We start from the raw sequence: 16916 nt of genomic DNA, 5'->3' as shown, positions 1-16916 counted from the left end.
TTCGAGTTTGAACGTTTCGGATCATTCACGGACGACCCGTAGATGACATGAACAAGCACGTCATCTCATGTTCACATGACCGCAACGGTAACCGCTCTCCACGGCGTCGGGCCAGCCCGAGGGCTGCACTGGTGAGCAGGCCACGGGGACTGATCGTGATGAACCAGGACGCCTTCGACGCGCACTTCGACGCCGCGCGGCTCGAGCGGGTGCGAGCGCTGGTCGACCTTCCGGACCGGACCTGGACCGACGAGCTCGACTCGCCGCGGTCCCGGGCCGAGCTGGCGTCCGCGGAGGTCCTGATCACGTCCTGGGGCGTTCCCCGGCTCACCGCCGACCGGCTCGCCGTCGCGCAGCGGCTGAAGGCGGTCTTCCACGCGGCCGGCAGCGTCCGCCCGTTCGCCGACGACGCGCTCTGGGCGCGGGACATCGTGATCACCAGCGGTGCGGACGCGAACGCGGTACCGGTCGCGGAGTACACGCTCGCGGCGATCATCTTCGCGGGCAAGAAGGCGCCGTTCCTGGCAGCCGACGCGGGGACGGCGTACCGGGGCTGGAGTCACTTGGACGGGTTCGGGGACCTGTCCAACTTCCGGCGCACGATCGGGATCGTCGGGTTCTCGCGGATCGGCCGCCGGGTGGTGGAACTGCTGCGGACGCTCGACGAGCCGACGGTCCTGGTCTCGGACCCGTACGCCGACCCTGCCGAGGTGGCCGCGGCCGGTGCCGAGCTGGTCGACCTGGCCGACCTGCTGCCGCGGGTCGACGTACTGTCCCTGCACGCTCCGGAGCTGGCGTCCACGCACCACATGATCGGCGGGGCCGAGCTCGCGAAGCTGCCCGACCACGCGACCGTCGTGAACACCGCGCGCGGCAGCCTGGTCGACTCGGCTGCGCTGGCCGCCGAGTGCCGGTCCGGCCGGCTGTACGCGATCCTCGACGTCACCGACCCGGAGCCGCTGCCGGCCGACTCACCGTTGCGCGCGGCACCCAACCTGATGATCACGCCGCACATCGCCGGATCCCTCGGGACCGAGGTGCACCGGCTCACCGACCACGCCCTGGACGAGCTGACCCGCTGGCTGGCAGGCGCACCGCTCCGGGCCCGCATCACGGCGGAGACCTTCCCGCTCACCGCCTGAACCACCCATCACCCTGCAGGACCTCTGCCCTTTCAAGGAGATCGTCGTGAAGCGACAACTGGTAACAGCCTTCATCGGCGCGGCGGCGCTGTCGCTGCTGACCGCCTGTGGCGGCGGCGGAACGGCCGACCAGGCCGCCGGCGGACCGCAGACCATCAAGGTCGCCCTCTGGAACTACGCGACCACGCCGGAGTTCAAGGCGCTGATCGACGGCTTCCAGTCGGCGAACCCGGACATCAAGGTCGAACCGGTCGACATCCTCGCCGACGACTACCCGCAGAAGGTCACCACCATGCTCGCGGGCGGGGACACGACCGACGTGCTGACGATGAAGAACGTCATCGACTACTCGCGGTTCGCGACCCGCGGTCAGCTGGTCCCGCTCACCGACGAGGCGAAGAAGCTCGACCCCGCGCAGTACTCCGGCCTGGACGCCTACGACCTCGAGGGCAAGTACTTCGCGCTGCCGTACCGCCAGGACTTCTGGGTCCTGTACTACAACAAGACGCTGCTGAAGCAGGCCGGCGTACCGGAGTCGAAGCTGCAGAACCTGACCTGGAGCGACTACGCCACGCTTGCCAAGAGCCTGACGAAGGGCGACGGGGCGTCCAAGGTGTACGGCGCCTACCAGCACACCTGGCGCTCCGTGGTCGAGGCGACAGCGGCCGCACAGACCGGCGGCAACCTCCTCGGCGGCGACTACGGCTTCTTCAAGGACCAGTACCAGTTGACGCTGGACCTGCAGAAGGACGGCGTTCTGATGCCGTGGGCAACGGCCAAGAGCCAGAAGGTCACGTACAACACGATGTTCTCCACCGGCAAGGCCGCGCTGATGCCGATGGGCACCTGGTACGCCGCGACGCTGCTGGGCGATGTCAAGGCCGGTAAGACGAAGGTCGAGTGGGGCGTCGCCCCGCTGCCGCAGAAGGCCGCCGGCAAGGTCACCACGTTCGGATCCCCGACGGCGTTCGCGGTGAACAAGAACTCCAAGCACACCGACGCCGCGAAGAAGTTCGTCGAGTACGCCGCCAGTGAGGCGGGCGCCACCGCGGTCGCGAAGGTCGGCGTCACGCCGTCGCTGCAGAGCCAGAAGATCCTCGACACGTACTTCGGGCTGCCCGGCGTACCGCAGGACGACGTCGCGAAGAAGGCGTTCAAGCCCGACGAGGTCGTACTGGAGATGCCGGTCAGCGACAAGTCCGCGGACATCGACCAGATCCTCACCGAGGAGCACGAGCTGATCATGACGGGACAGAAGTCCCTCGACGCCGGTCTGAACGAGATGTCCAAGCGCGTGAAGAACGAGGTCGGCTGACCAGATGGCTGGGCAGACTGTTGAGCAGGCAGCCGCGACCCTGACCGCACCGGCGCGGGTCCGCCCGCGCCGGCGGCGCAGCAGCACCTGGGTCGGCTGGACCTTCATCCTGCCGAACTTCCTCGGCTTCGCGACACTGACCCTGGTGCCGGTGATCGCCTCGCTGGCGCTGTCGTTCCTCGACTGGGACTCCTACAGCAGCCCGCGCTGGGTCGGGCTGGCGAACTTCGAGCGGATGATCCACAACGAGACGTTCTGGACCGCGCTGCGGAACACGGCGTACTACGCCGTCGGCCACGTGCCGTTGACGCTGGTGGCGGCGCTCGGGTTCGCCGTACTGCTCAACCGGAAACTGCGGGCGGTGCGGTTCTTCCGGACCGCGCTGTTCTTCCCGTACATCACCTCGCTGGTCGCGGTCGCGGTGGTGTGGAACATGCTGCTCAGCCCGGACCTCGGGCCGGTCAACCAGTTCCTGCGGGCGATCGGCATCGACAACCCGCCGGGCTGGACCACCTCCACCGCCTGGGCGATGCCGGCCGTGATCATGGCCAGCGTCTGGCGCGACCTCGGCTACTACATGATCCTCTACCTGGCCGGGTTGCAGACGATCCCGGCGGAGCTGTACGAGGCGGCGCAGGTCGATGGGGCGAGCGGCTGGCAGCGGTTCTGGCACATCACGGTGCCGTCGTTGCGGCCGACGACGTTCTTCGTGCTGATCATGCTGACGATCTCGAGCTTCAAGGTGTTCGACCTGGTGCAGGTGATGACCGAGGGCGGGCCGGGCCGGGCGACGCTCGTGCTGTCCCAGGTCATCTTCCGGGAGGGCATCACCCAGGGCCGGTTCGGCTACTCGTCCGCGATCTCGATGGTGCTGTTCGTCATCGTGCTCACGGTCACGCTCATCCAGTTCCGGCTGCAGCGAAGGAGTGAGCGATGACCGCCACCGTTCGTCGCGTGGCGGCGTACCTGCTGTTGACGGGGCTGTCGCTGGTCGTGCTGGTGCCGTTCGCCTGGATGCTCTCGTCGTCGCTGAAACTCGACAACGAGGTGTTCAGCGTCCCGATCCGGTGGATCCCGTCGGAGTTCCACTGGGACAACTTCACCCGCATCTGGGACCGGATCCCGCTGCTCACGTACCTGCGCAACTCGGCGTTCCTGAGCATCACGATCACCTTCCTGCAGGTGCTGACCGGGAGCTTCGCGGCGTACGGTTTCGCGAAGGTCCGGTTCCCGGGGCGGGACGCGTTGTTCCTCGCGTACATCGCGACGATCGCCGTTCCGTGGCAGGCGTACATGGTTCCGCAGTACGTCATCATGCAGAAGGCCGGCCTGGTGAACACGCATCTCTCGCTGATCCTCCTGCAGGCGTTCAGCGCGTTCGGCGTCTTCCTGATGCGGCAGTACTACCTGACCATCCCCGACGAGCTGAGTGAGGCGGCGCGGCTCGACGGGCTGAGTGAGTACGGCATCTGGGCGCGGATCATCCTGCCGCTGTCCAAGCCCGCACTGGCCAGTCTGGCGTTGCTGACCTTCGTCAACACCTGGAACGACTACATGGGTCCGTTCATCTACCTGACCGACAACAACCTGTGGACCATCCAGCTCGGGCTGCGGTCCTTCGTCGGCCTGTACGACGCCGAGTACGCGATGATCATGACCGGCTCGGTCCTGTCCGTGCTGCCGATCCTGGTGATCTTCCTGCTCGGCCAGAAGTACTTCGTGCAGGGCATCGCCACGAGCGGGATGAAGTGATGGCATCGCCACTGGCCCGGGTGAACGTCCGGGCGGACGCATGGGACCTCATCTGGTCGTTCGTCCACCGCACGCTGCTGGTCAACGCCGTACTCGCACTCGCCGGATCACCCCTGATGCTGGCACTCGCAACAGTCTCGGATCCGTGGCACTACCCGGTGTTCTTCGCCGTACTCGCACTGCCCCTCGGCCCGGCGGCGACCGCGGCGTTCGGCTACCTCGCGTACGACGACCCGCGGCCGCCGCTCCGCGTCCTGCAGCGCGTCCTGGCGAGAACGTGGCGTCGTGCGCTGCTGACGTCGGCGTCGTCGCTCGCGCTGGTCGGCGTACTGATCACGGACATCCGCGTCCTGGGCACCGCGATGCCGGGAGCACTGCTCATCCCGATGCTGGCGCTGCTCTCAGTCCTGGTCGTCGCGAGCACCTTGACGATTCTGGTGCTGCTGGCAACAACTGACGACCTGTCGTACGCCGCCGTACTCCGCGCCGCGGTCTACGCGACGGCCCGCCGCTGGCCGCTCGCCGTACTGTCCCTTTTAGTCCTCGCGGTCGCCGCCGTCATCGTCAGCCAGGTCCCGCTGGCCGGCCTGGCGACGGCGCCCGCGTGCGCGTTGTGGGTCGTACTGACCAACAGCAAACTCCAACTCGCGTCCTGTGTGGAACCGGCTTGGCCGCTTGGGGAGTTCTGCTGGTCGTTTCCGGTGCGCAGGACTCCCCAAACCACACCTCGCCAGGCTGCCGCGATCAGTTGGCGGCCGCTGCGTAGACGAGGTCGCCGTTGCGGGTGAAGCTGACGCCGGTGCCGTTGAGGACGACTTCGGTAACGTTGGGGGCGGCGACGCCGATTCCCTTCGTGGCGTCCGTCGACGCAGTCAGTCCGTTGCCGTCGATGCGCAGTGTGGATCCGTCGTACGTCACCGCGAGGTTGTTCACGGCGACCGGTGAGCTGATCAGCACCTTGCCGCCGCGCTTGACTGTCGAGCCGTCGTACAGGCTGAAGGACTGGACGGCTCCGTTCGGTGTGTCCTGGACGTAGAGGATCTTGCCGTCGAAGGTGTAGCTGCCAAAGGCTCGGTTGGCCTTGGATGCCCAGGACTTGTAGTAGGTACCACGGCCGCCGTCGCCGAACCGGATGTCCAGCGCCGTGGCCAGGTCCGGTGTCAGCGTCCCGACCGCAAGCCGGTTGATCCGTACGGCGCTGTCCGCGGCCGACGGCGACGACAGCAGCAGCGTGTCGAACGTCGTACGCCCTGCGACGTTCTTGACGTACGACGCGTACTTCGCGCTGCTGACTCGGTAGAACTCCTGGGAGTAGTAGCCGTTGGCAACGGAGGCGGTCAGCTTCTCCGGGTCGGCCGGAACGACCGCGATGTTGGCGCCGGAGCCGAACCGCGTGACAGCCGCTTTGGAGGTGCCGGCCTGGGTGAGGTTGGCGTCGGGGAGGAAGTGCCAGTTCTGCTCGTAGCGGTGCGCGGCGGTGTCGCGCGGTCTGAGCTGGTCCGACACGAGGGTTACGCCGTTACGCAGCGCCAGCACCGAACGGGCGTGCCAGGCGCCCGCGGACGCGTCGGTGTTGCCGCTGATCAGGTCGAACGACGGGTTGCTGACGAAGTGAGTGAGGGCTCCGGCGGCGGTGGAGTCTTGCGGTGTGTTGTCGACCTCGACCGTGTTGTGAGCCTCGGTCGACTTCCGCAGCCACACCGAGCGTGGGTCGGTGCTGTAGCTGTACGCGCCAGGGTCGACGAGCAGTTCGCGGCCGTCGGCAGATGTGGTGATCGACAGCTCGTCGGGATGGCTGTGGTTGCCGCGGTCGATGTTGTACCGCAGGTACTCGTCCGCCGCCGCCCAGCCGGAGCGGGACACCGCAACGCGGCTGTCCGGGTACAGGGCCGCGAGGTGTGCCGGCTTGGTACCGGATGCGCCCGACGTCCCGACGTACACCAGCTCTTGATCGCCGAGCAGCACGCCGAGCCGGCGCAGCACCGAGCGCTGGTCCTCGCTGCCGCTGTCGCCGTAGTTGGCGCTGTAGCCGTTCGGGAGGGTCTGGTCCATCAGGTAGTGACCGAGCTTGCGCAGCTTCTCCCGGGCTGGGAACTCGATGCCATGGGCCTGCATGAACTCGACGATGTCGACGTACTGCGAGACGTAGCCGCGGGTGTAGGCGCTGGTTGCCTCCTTGTAACCTCCGTCGGCGTACGTCGAATCGTCGAGCTGCCCGGCGCGGAAGTCGACGGCATTGGTGCGAGCACCGGCGGCCGCGGTGAACTCCGGGAGGTAGACCGCGGCTCGCAGGAGCGCGACCTTCTGGGTCTGCATCCAGTTCGGGCTGGCGTTGACGTTCTGCTGGAGGTGGGCGCTGGACAGGTACATCGTCTTCAGGATGCGGATGTTCTCCTCCGCGTCCAGCGACGGGCTGGTCCGCAGGATCTCGTAGGCCGCCGTCCAGTTCTGCAGCCGACGTGCGGTGTCGAGGCTGCGGGGGTAGGTCCCTGCGCTGCCGTACGCGTCGGCGTCGGTGATGAAGTCGGTCATCGTGCCGATCAGCGCGTCGGCGTACTTCTCGTCGTGGCTCGAGGCATAGGCCCTGGCGAGTGGGCCGGCGAAGTAGAACCGCGCTTGCTGGGAGCGGTACTCCTTGTCGGCACCGGCCGGCAGGAGCCAGTCGAATCCACCGGGGTCGCCCTGCCACGAGTAGGTGTTCTGCACCGTGGTGTTCCAGGTGCGCGCACTCTCCGCGAACGACTCTGCGTTGGAGAACAGCATCACGTCCTTCGCGGCGTCCGCTCGCCCGGTCAACGAGAGCTCCGCGCTGCGTACACCGGAAACACCGGTCAGGTCGAACTGCAGATAGGCCTTCCGGGTCTCCGCGGTGAACGGCCCGCTGCCCTGGTCCCGAACCTGCAACAGGTACTTGCCGCCGAACGCCGTGCCAACGTCGGTCCCGGCTTTGATGTACGTATCGGCCGTCGGAGTGAGCGTCCGAACCGAACCGTCGGTCAGCGTGATCCGCAGTTCCGGCTTCCCGGACCCCTTCTCGCGGCTGTTGACGTAGGCGGTGACCGGCTGCTTGGTCCGGGCCATCAGCATGAATCCCGCGGCACCGCCGGCCACGGCTTTGGTGACGTCCGCCTTGACGGTCGACTCCTGCGCGCCGAAGCGCAACGTGGTTTGGTAGACCTCGCCGTTGCCCAACGTCCAGATGTGATCAGGCGTCAACTCGAGTGCGCCTGGCCAGTCCTTGTGCGAGAACAGACCGGCGTCGTTCGCCGGACGCTTGCGGTAGTAGCTGAGCAGTTCGCGCTTGGCCGCTGGGTAGTCGCCCGCGCGTACGGCGGCCTGCACGCCGCTCAGGCCTGCGACGTGCTCGTAGTCGAGCAGCGCGAAGAACTCCGCGTCGGGCAACTCCTCCGCGGTCGATCCGACCTGGGCACCCACCGTCCCGGCGAACACCATCAAGGCGGTGACACCGGCGACAACCGTCGCCCGCAGGCTCGTACGCATCAGACCGATCTCCAAATCCAGGGAACTGCCGCTGAGCGTACGGCGTCAGCGAGTCGCGAGACGCGGACCGGAAAGCGATCAGAAAGCGAGCTGAAAGCAGGCTGCTGGCGACGTCGCACACACGTCGCGGAAAGCGCATGGAAAGCGTGTGGAAAGCGCCGTGTGCTCGAATCCCGGACGACCGAGAGGACTCTCGATCGGGATCAAGCTCTTCGGATGGAAGGCAGAACATGCGCACATGGCGACGGGCCCAGCTGGCGGCCGCGGCCGCACTCGTGGGGCTCGGTGTGGTGTCGAGCGGCGTCGCGTACGCCGACTCCGGGAACGTCGGAAAGTACAGTACGGCGTACGTCGACGGCTCCGGCTATCTCGACGACGACTTCGGCGACCACCGTGGCGAGCTCGGCTCCGATCTCTGCTACGGCTGCTCGAATTCGAGCAACACCGATGCCGTCCTGTTGTGGCAGTCGTTCCTGGTGGCGGAGGGGTTCATCGGGTACTCGGGCCTCGACGGCAACTTCGGCCCGGCGACGCGTGACGCGACGAAGAAATGGCAGTCGCGCTACGGGCTGACCGCCGACGGCCGCGTCGGCAACGCGACGTGGGGCCGAGCCGACAACATCCTGCGGTGGGACGACGGCTTCGTTCGCTACCCCGGCCGCGACGGCAAGAGCGTCGTCCTTGAACGTGGCTGGAACTACCAGGGCCAGACGTACGGCGCCTACGACCTGCTCGGCATCGACGTGAGCGGGAGCCGGCGGGTCTCGTTCACCAACTCCGCCCACATCTGGCTGAAGGCCCGGACGTACGACGTGCTGAGCTGACCTCCGAGACGGTCGGTCTGCGGCAGGGCAGGGTCCAGCTGATCGGCGCCACGGTCAGCAGGTCCGAGCTGGGTCGTGTGGGGAGTTCTGCTGGTCGTTTCAGGTGCGCAGGATTCCCCGGACCACACCAAGTTGTCCGTTGACCTCCCGCATGCCGGCGGGGAAGGGGGTAGTCAGAGCTCGGTGGGACCCAGGTCGGCGGCGCCCGCGAAGGTTGCTGTTGTGGTGGGTAGCGTGTCGAGTTCCAGTACGACGAGGGTGTTGGTGCCCGATCGGACCACGGGTGACGGTACGTAGAGCGTCCACTGTGGTCCGCGGGACCAGTAGCGGCCGAGGTTGAAGCCGTTGAGCCAGGCGATGCCCTTGCCCCAGACATCGCTCCTGAGGAAGAGGTCGGACGGGCCGTCGAGCTCGAACGTGGCACGCCAGACGGCCGGGCCGGGAACCAGCGCCGCCGGGGTACACCCGGCCGCGTCCCACAACCGGGGCAGCCGGTCGAGGTCGATCGCGCAGGCCGACCATCCGGTCAGCTCGTCGGCCCCGAGGCGGATCGGGCCGATCAGGCCCTTCGGTTCGCCGATCCGTGGGCCGTAGTTCACGCGGCCCTGGTCCTCGACCACGAGCTCCAGCCGGCCGCGGCTGTGCGGCAGCATGATCGCGCGCTCGCGGCGCTCCCGTTCCAGGACGCCGACCGGTGCGCCGTCGAGGAACACCTGCACGCGGTCCCGGACCTCGCCGAAGGACAGCAGCGCCGGACCGCCGCCGCGCAGCTCGGTGCGGAAGATCGCGACCCGGGCGTCGAGGAGGTCGAGCGTCGGCATCGCCTCGTGCTCCGACCAGGCGCCCGGCGCCGCGGCGAGCAGCCCGATCGGCTCGGCCAACTGGGCCGTGAACTCCGGAGCCGTGCGACCCGACGGCAGCGGTACGGCGTCCGGAACGTCGGCGTACCGCGAGATCACCTCGCGGAACGCGTGGAACTTCTCGGTCGGGTTGCCCGCCTCGTCGAGCGGGGCGTCGTAATCGTACGACGTGACCGTCGGCTGGTAGATGCCCTTGTCGTTGGCGCCGCTCGTCAGTCCGAAGTTCGTGCCGCCGTGGAACATGTAGATGTTCACCGAGGCGCCCGCCGCCAGCAGCGCGTCCAGCTCGGCCGCCGTCTCGGCGACGCTGGTGGTGTGATGCGGCCCGCCCCAGTTGTCGAACCATCCGTCCCAGAACTCCATGCACATCAACGGCCCGGCCGGCTGATGCCGCCGGAGCGTCGCGAGCCGTTCCCCGACACGCGATCCGAACGACCCGGTCCGCAGTACGCCGTCCAGCCCGCCGGCCTCGAGCATCGCGTCGATCGGCTGGTCGACGGTCGCCAGCGGGACGGTGATCCCGGCGCCCCGGATGGTCTCGGCGATCGCCTTCAGGTAGGTGCCGTCGTTGCCGAAGGCACCGTACTCGTTCTCGACCTGGACCAGCAGGACCGGGCCGCCCTGGTCGATCTGCAACGGCCGCACGATGTCCAGCACGTCCTGCAGGTACTGGGTGACGGCGGCCATGAACTTCGGCTCGTAGCGGCGTACCTCGGTGCCGGCCTCCTGGAAGAGCCAGGCGGGCAGACCGCCGTTGTCCCATTCCGCGCAGATGTACGGACCGGGCCGGACGATCGCGTACAGGCCGGCCGCGGCCACCTCGCGCAGGAACCGCTCGAGGTCGAGCATCCCGGAGGTGTCGAAGACGCCCGGCCGCGGGCTGTGCGCGTTCCACGGCACGTACGTCTCGATCGTGTTGAGTCCCATCAGTCGGGCCTTCTCGATCCGGTCGGCCCAGGCGTCCGGGTGCACCCGGAAGTAGTGCAGGGCGCCGGACACGATCCGGAACGGCCGGCCGTCCAGCAGGAAGTCGGACGCACCGATCGCGAAGTGTGGCATCGAGTCTCTCCCGTTCGGGGTTGTTTACGTAAACATACCCCAGAATCGCTACCGGGGCGGTGCTGCGGTGCTGGCGCGGACGATCAGCGGAGCGGGGACCGTCCGGTGCAGATCGACCAGCTCGCGACGGTCCTTCAGCTGCCGCATCAGGATCTCGACGAGCTCGTTGCCGATCTGCTGGAACTCCTGCCGGACGGTCGTCAGCGGCGGCCAGAGGTGCTCGGCCAGGTCGATGTCGTCGAAGCCGACGACGCTGACGTCCTCGGGCACCCGGCGGCCGGCCTCGTGCAGGGCGTGGACCAGGCCGCAGGCCATTTCGTCGTTGGCGGCGAAGACAGCGGTGATGTCGTCACGCTTCGCGAGTTCCTTTCCGATCTCGTACCCCGAACCGGCCGACCAGTCGCCCCGCACCAGCGGCGGGACCTCGCGTCCGGCGGCGCGCAGCGTCTGCTCCCAGGCCGTCGCCCGCAGCGCGGCCGGGCCGGAGTCGTCCGGTCCCGCGATGTGGTGGACGGTGTGGTGGCCGAGCCCCAGGAGGTGCTCGACCGCCGCCCGGCTGCCTCCGGTCTGGTCGGCGCCGACGGCCGGGTGGTGCCCGACGAAACGCGAGTCGGAGACCACGACCGGCATCGTCGGCGGCAGCGCGAGGGCCGTCGGGGTCGAGGTCTCCGCGCGGATGATGACCAGCCCGTCGATCGCCTGGTGGCTGAGCTGTTGCACGGCCTCGCTGACGTCGCTCGACGAAGGCGTCTGGACGTCGACGAGACTCACCGAGTAGCCCTCGCGCCGCGCCGCCTCGATAACTGCCTCGATGGTCTTCGACTCTCCGGTGCGGATCACCCGGTGGGCGATCAGGCCGATGGAGCGGAAGTTCCCGCGGCGCAGCGCCCGGGCGGCGTGGTTCGGTGCGTAACCGAGCTGCCGCATGGCTTCGAGGACTCGTTCCCGGGTCTCCGGCCGCACAGGCTCCGAACCGGTCGACACCCGCGACACCGTCTGCGCCGACACGCCCGCCAGGCGGGCCACGTCACCGATGGAGGGACCCGACTTCGGGTGGCCCTTCACGCCGCGGCGCGGCCGCCTGACCTCGTTCGTCATGGCATCAGCATAAGTGCGGCGACTAGCCCGTACGGGCGATCATCAGCCAGCTGACCTGGATGTCGGGCGACCGGGTCGGTGCGATCGACACCGTGATCTTCCCGTCCGCTCCGACCTGGATTCCGCCGTACGCCGCGGCGACGCCGGTCGCCGTGAACAGGCGTTGCTGATCGACGACGGAGCCGTTGACGCTCACCTGCGCCGCGCGGTTCGCCCAGGGCCACGGGTCGTAGTACCCGGCATGGACGGTGTACGTGCCGGGCTCGAGGTTGCCGAACGTGTAGACGAGCGGCTCGTGGTTCTTGGCGTACCGCAGGGTGGTGTAGAGATCGCCGCTGCCGGCCGGTGCGCTGGAACCCGTGTAACCCCAGGTGTTTCCGGTGGTGGGATCGGTGCCAAGTGGTTGCTCGGGCGCCGAGTTGAGCAGCGGCTGTTCGGTGGTGGCCGCCTGGGTGAGCCGGGTCCAGTCCGGTGTCGCGGTCCCGCCGGCGTTCACGGCGTATCGGAGACCGTGGGGCACGACAACGACCGAGCGGGTGAACGTCCTGCCGTCCGCCAAGGTGCCACGCAGGCTCGCGGGTCCGGGCTGGGAGATCGTGGACGCGTCCCATGTCACCGCCACCTGCGCCGAGCCGCCGGCGGTCGTGACGGTGACCTGAGTCGGCAGGCTGCCGGTGTCGTTCAGCCACACGGTGTCCGGCAGTTGCGACGTGACGGTCCACCGCGTGTACGGCGTGAGGTCCTTCAACGTCCACTCGGTGTCCGGGCCGATCGTCAGGCTGCCGCCTTCGCCGAACGTCATCGGCATCCAGACGTACGGCGAGTTCGCGAGGTCGCTCGGTGTCCACCGGTCGCCCATGAACAGGAACTTGTTGCGCTTCTGGTCGACCGGGACGACGTTGGTGCTCTGCGACCGGTAGGTGTTCGCCGCTCCGTCGCCGGTGATCGGGTTTCCGCGGTCGGTGAACTGACCGAGGATGTTCTGCGACGTCGCGTACCGCGCAGGGTTCGGGTCCCAGCCCGTCGCACCCGACGTCACCAGGTAGTAGATGCCCTCGGACTTGAACATCGCCGGCGCCTCACGCTGGTTGCACGCCAGCGTCCGGACGAAGTCCTTCCCCTGGACGGCCTCGTCCGGCGCCGCGGACAGGTACGTGTAGGAGCTGTTCAGTTTGGAGATGTACATCGTCCGGTTCTCCTCGGAGGAGTAGATGATGTACGCCGTACCGTCGTCGTCCACGAACACGTTCATGTCCCGCGCCATCCCGCCCGCGGGATCGAACGAGGATCCCGAGCCGCACCACGGCACCGAGTCGCTCGGCACCCGGTTCAGCCGGTAGGAGTCGATCCAGCGGAACGGGCCCTTGGGGGAGTCCGCGATCGCCACGCCCGCTTCGGCCCGGGCGTACGTCGACGTACTGGTCGGGGACGATGGGCCGTCGGAGTGCACCCACATGACCCACTTCTTGGTGAACCGGTTGTACATCACCTTCGGGCGCTCGAGGATCGACGGCCGCGCCCACCCGTCGGTCCGGACGTCGTTGGTCGACAGGTCGCGCCAGACGACCTCCTTCTGCGCGGGTGAGTAGTCCTTGTACAGCTTGGCGAAGTAGGTGTCGTTCTCGAACTGGTCGGGTGAGCTCATCGCCCGCAGCGCGAGCCCTTGGTCCTTCCAGTTGTAGAGGTCGTACGACGAGTAGAGGTGCACGCCTGGGCTGTTGTAGTAGCCCTTGCTGCGATCCTCGCCGTACCAGTAGTAGACGCGGCGGCCGTCGTCGTCGGTGGCCGGTACGACCTGTCCGCCGTGCGCCTGGATGACCTTGCCGTCGGTGTCGAGCCAGGGCTGGCCCGGCCTGAAGGAGTTGTACTCCTCGGGGGCCTCCGCTCGGGCAGGCGCTGCGACGAGGCTCGCGGCCAGTGCAGCGAGCACGACACCGGTCCAGCTTCTTCGAAGTCTCATGGATCTGTCCTCGGATGGTCGGGGCGGGTCAGCCTTTGAGGCCGGTCTGGGCGACGCCTTGAACGAGATAACGCTGGAGGAAGACGAACACCAGCACCAGCGGCACGATCGAGACGGCCGCCGCCATGAACAGTTGCGGGATGTTGATCGTCTGCGCGGTGACGAACGTCGAGAGCGTGACCTGGACGGTCCAGGCGCTCTGGTCCTGCGCCACCACCAGCGGCCAGAGGAACGAGTTCCAGCTCGCGATGAACGTGATCACCGCGATCGCGGCGATGAAGTTCCCGGAGTTCGGTACGACGATCCGCCAGAACGTCCCGCCGTACCCGAGGCCGTCGATCCGGGCCGCCTCCTCGAGCTCCTTGGGGAACGAGAGGAAGTACTGCCGGAACAGGAACACGGTGAACCCGCTGAACAGCGCCGGGATGATCAGGCCGCGGTAGTCCGAGACCCAGCCGAGCCAGGAGACGATGACGAAGCTCGGCACGAACGTCACCGCGCCGGGGATCATCAGCGTGGCGAGCACGGCGTAGAAGATCTTGTTGCTGTGCGGGTGGTTGATCCGCGCCAGGGCGTACCCGGCGAGCGAGCTGACCAGCAGGGTGCCAACGGTCGTCAGGACCGCGACGATCGCCGAGTTCCGCAGCGAGCTGAGCATCGGGATCTCGGGATCGTTGAAGAGATCGACGAGGTTGTTCCACTGCACGTCACTCGGGAACAGGGTCCAGCCGGGGGCGGTGATGTCCTTGGTGCTGGCGAGACCGTTGCGGATCAGCAGGTAGAACGGGATCAGGAACAGCAGCGTCATCACGATCAGCACGGCCATTCCGGCGCCGTTGGCGATCCGGCCGGCGATCGACCGCTGGTAGCCGACATGCGGCTGATGGGTGTCCATGGATCGTCCCTCCTAGTCGCTGGGTCTGCCGAAGCCGAGGATCTTGCCCTGCAGCACGGTGACGACGGCGATGATCGCGGCGAGGATCAGGGATCCGGCGCTGCCGAGGCCGAAGTTCTGCTGGCTCCCGAGCGCGAGCTGGTACAGGTACACGAGTGGCGGGCGGGCGTACTCGACCGCGCCGAGCAGGTTGTAGAACTCGTCGAACGCCTGGTACGCCGCGATCAGGCACAGCAGCAGCACCGAGATCGAGGTCGGCCGGAGCAGCGGCAGCGTGATGTGCCGGAACACCTGCCAGCCCGGCTTCGCGCCGTCGACGAACGCGGCCTCGTACAGCTCCGGGTTGATGTTCTGCAGCGCCGCCAGAAACAAGATCATGTAGAAGCCGGCCTGCAGCCACAGCCGTGCCGTCACGATGACGAGCCAGTACCAGGGCGGATCCAGCGAGGACAGCCAGCTGATCGGTTCGACGCCGATCCAGCCGAGCAGCGTGTTGGCCATGCCGAACCGGACGCCGTTGAAGATCGACAACTTCCAGATCAGCGACGCGACGACGTACGAGCACGCGGTCGGCAGGAAGAACACCGACCGGAAGAACGCCCGCGCCACCCGGACACGGTTCACCAGGACCGCCAGGAACAGCGACAGTACGAACGTCGTCGGCACGATCAGCACCGCGAACGCCGTGAACGTGACCAGCGACGAGACGAACGCCTTGTCGCTGAGCATCGTCACGTAGTTGCCCAGGCCGACGAACCTGGTCGGGGTCACCGTGCCCTGCGCGTCGAAGAAGCTGAGGAACGCGCTCCAGATGATCGGGAAGTAGACGAAGACGACCAGCCCGATCAGGAACGGCCCGATGAACAGCCAGAACGCGCGGCGCTGGCCGTGGATCGCCTTCGTCCGTTGCGCGGGCCGTGCGCGCTCGGTCTGCAGTTGCGCTCGGGCCGCGGTGGTCTGCTGCGCCATCACCCGAAGATCTTGTCGAGCTCGGTCGTGACCTTCTTGACCGCGCCGGCGAGTTCCTTCTCGGGGTCGGCGCCCTTGCCGATCACCCGCGTCACGGCGTCCGTCAGCGCGGTGTTCATCGCGGGTGTCCAGTTCGGGTTGCCCTGGACGCCGTACTCCGTGTTCAGCTTCACCGACTCGGCCGCCGGGCCGCTCTGCAGCTTGGAGGCCTTCGCCGCGAGGCTCTTGCGCGGCGGGATGTGGAACCCGTAGCTGAGGGACCAGTCCTCCTGCAGGTCGGTCTTCTCCACCCACAGCCACTTCGTGAACGCCTTGGCGGCGTCGACGTTCTTGGACTTCGCGCTGACGAACGCGGACCATCCGCCCGAGATGACGGCAGGTTTGCCGCCGTCCGCGGCCGGGAACGGGAACACGCCGAGGTCGTCCGCACCGAGCGCGGTCGTCATCCCGGGCACCGCCCACATGCCGATCCACTGCATCGCGCACAGGTTCTGGTTGATCGCCGACGGGTCCCACCAGTCGGTCGGTGCGCCGAGCAGCAGGCTCTTGTCGGCGGAGAGCTTGCGGAGCTTGACCAGCACCTCGGCCACCTTCGCCGGGTCGAAACCGACCTTGTGCTCCGGGGTGAGCAGCCGTCCGCCGGTGGCGTAGATCGCGGCGGGGAACAGACCGCCGCCGGTGTTGTTCGCGTCGTTGCCGGCGAACAGGCCCTTGACCGACTTGTCCGACAACTCCTTCGCGGCCGCGATCAGGTCGTCGACGGTCTGCGGGGGCTTGATGCCCTTCGCCTCGAACAGGCTCTTGCGGTAGTAGATCATCTGCGGGTCGTTGATCATCGGGATCGAGTAGAGCTTCCCGTCGATCGAGTTGGCCGCCAGGTCGCCTTCGGAGTAGTCGTCCTTGACGTCGGCGATCAGGTCGTCGAGCGGCACGATCTGCCCGGAGCTGACGAGGGAGCGTTCGAGGTGACTCTCGAAGGCGTCCGGTCCGTTGCCGGACGACAGCCCGCTGGACAGCTTGGCCGGATAGTCACCCGGGATCCACTGGATCTGGACGCCGGCGCCGGTGTACTCCGCCGCGTACTTCTTCGCGGCTTCCTGCGTCCCCTTCTCGCCGTACTGGTGGTACCACTGACTGAGCGAGACCTTGGTCCCACTACTACCACCGGTGGTGGCCCCGGTTCCCTTGTTGGAGCCACAGGCGCCCAGCACTCCTGCGGCAGCCAGTCCGAGAGCTCCACCGAGCACAGCGCGACGTGAGGGGTTGGCAGGCGGGGTCATCATGCCTCCGGAAAATGTTTACGTGAACAGAATGAGTGCCATGATTAGAGCGCCCCGCCACGATCACGTCAAGACCTCGGTTGCGCGAATCTTCTGAGCCACGATCTGCCTTGTTTTACAGGCACATCGAGCACGTCGCGTCGCCGAATCGACCATGACAACGCTGTCCTCTTGACGCCGATCCACCCGCGGGTGCAGCATTCGGCGTTAGCGTAAACACAGATCGACCCGACCCGAGCTTGATGCCCGGGCCGGGCCGAT

At 67.5% G+C, this 16916-nt stretch carries 13 protein-coding genes; 6 read left to right on the top strand and 7 right to left on the bottom strand.

Annotation, left to right across the window (positions count from 1 at the left end; genetic code table 11):
• Positions 1–131 precede the first annotated feature (131 nt).
• The 5 genes from BJY22_RS36775 to BJY22_RS36755 are packed head-to-tail and all read left to right on the top strand — an operon-like array spanning position 132 to position 4997.
• The gene (locus BJY22_RS36775) at positions 132–1142 is read left to right on the top strand and encodes a hydroxyacid dehydrogenase (RefSeq protein WP_337759752.1); all 1011 of its coding nucleotides are present in this window, start codon (positions 132–134) and stop codon (positions 1140–1142) included.
• 46 nt (positions 1143–1188) lie between these two features.
• Positions 1189–2457 carry an extracellular solute-binding protein gene (locus BJY22_RS36770; RefSeq protein ID WP_167216310.1) on the top strand — a complete coding sequence of 423 codons (1269 nt, stop codon included), beginning with the start codon at positions 1189–1191 and terminating at the stop codon, positions 2455–2457.
• Positions 2458–2461: 4 nt separating this feature from the next.
• Positions 2462–3394 (top strand): carbohydrate ABC transporter permease, encoded by a 933-nt coding sequence (locus tag BJY22_RS36765; protein WP_167216308.1) that lies wholly within the window; start codon positions 2462–2464, stop codon positions 3392–3394.
• Positions 3391–4209 (top strand): carbohydrate ABC transporter permease, encoded by an 819-nt coding sequence (locus BJY22_RS36760; RefSeq protein WP_167216306.1) that lies wholly within the window; start codon positions 3391–3393, stop codon positions 4207–4209. The genes BJY22_RS36765 and BJY22_RS36760 overlap by 4 nt, the downstream gene beginning before the upstream one ends.
• Positions 4209–4997 (top strand): hypothetical protein, encoded by a 789-nt coding sequence (locus BJY22_RS36755; RefSeq protein WP_167216304.1) that lies wholly within the window; start codon positions 4209–4211, stop codon positions 4995–4997. The genes BJY22_RS36760 and BJY22_RS36755 overlap by 1 nt, the downstream gene beginning before the upstream one ends.
• On the opposite strand, the gene BJY22_RS36750 is transcribed toward BJY22_RS36755, so the two are convergent.
• Positions 4954–7710 carry a heparinase II/III family protein gene (locus tag BJY22_RS36750; protein ID WP_167216302.1) on the bottom strand — a complete coding sequence of 919 codons (2757 nt, stop codon included), beginning with the start codon at positions 7708–7710 and terminating at the stop codon, positions 4954–4956. The genes BJY22_RS36755 and BJY22_RS36750 overlap by 44 nt on opposite strands.
• A 230-nt stretch (positions 7711–7940) precedes the next feature.
• Between BJY22_RS36750 and BJY22_RS36745 the strand changes: the two genes are divergently transcribed.
• The gene (locus BJY22_RS36745; RefSeq protein ID WP_167216300.1) at positions 7941–8534 is read left to right on the top strand and encodes a peptidoglycan-binding domain-containing protein; all 594 of its coding nucleotides are present in this window, start codon (positions 7941–7943) and stop codon (positions 8532–8534) included.
• 173 nt (positions 8535–8707) lie between these two features.
• On the opposite strand, the gene BJY22_RS36740 is transcribed toward BJY22_RS36745, so the two are convergent.
• The 6 genes from BJY22_RS36740 to BJY22_RS36715 are packed head-to-tail and all read right to left on the bottom strand — an operon-like array spanning position 8708 to position 16658.
• On the bottom strand, positions 8708–10453 hold the full coding sequence (locus BJY22_RS36740; RefSeq protein ID WP_167216298.1) for a glycoside hydrolase family 35 protein: 1746 nt from the start codon (positions 10451–10453) through the stop codon (positions 8708–8710).
• Positions 10454–10501: 48 nt separating this feature from the next.
• The gene (locus tag BJY22_RS36735; RefSeq protein ID WP_167216296.1) at positions 10502–11551 is read right to left on the bottom strand and encodes a LacI family DNA-binding transcriptional regulator; all 1050 of its coding nucleotides are present in this window, start codon (positions 11549–11551) and stop codon (positions 10502–10504) included.
• Positions 11552–11573: 22 nt separating this feature from the next.
• On the bottom strand, positions 11574–13511 hold the full coding sequence (locus BJY22_RS36730) for a family 43 glycosylhydrolase (protein ID WP_167216294.1): 1938 nt from the start codon (positions 13509–13511) through the stop codon (positions 11574–11576).
• 28 nt (positions 13512–13539) lie between these two features.
• On the bottom strand, positions 13540–14406 hold the full coding sequence (locus BJY22_RS36725) for a carbohydrate ABC transporter permease (RefSeq protein ID WP_167216292.1): 867 nt from the start codon (positions 14404–14406) through the stop codon (positions 13540–13542).
• Positions 14407–14418: 12 nt separating this feature from the next.
• On the bottom strand, positions 14419–15375 hold the full coding sequence (locus BJY22_RS36720; protein WP_167216290.1) for a carbohydrate ABC transporter permease: 957 nt from the start codon (positions 15373–15375) through the stop codon (positions 14419–14421).
• Positions 15375–16658 (bottom strand): ABC transporter substrate-binding protein, encoded by a 1284-nt coding sequence (locus BJY22_RS36715; RefSeq protein WP_238350561.1) that lies wholly within the window; start codon positions 16656–16658, stop codon positions 15375–15377. Before BJY22_RS36715 ends, BJY22_RS36720 begins: the two co-directional genes overlap by 1 nt.
• Positions 16659–16916: the final 258 nt, after the last annotated feature.

The sequence above is a fragment of the Kribbella shirazensis genome (assembly GCF_011761605.1).
Classification (GTDB): domain Bacteria; phylum Actinomycetota; class Actinomycetes; order Propionibacteriales; family Kribbellaceae; genus Kribbella; species Kribbella shirazensis.
Note: the sequence above shows the minus strand (reverse complement) of the source record. Positions and strands in the feature narration are given on the sequence as shown.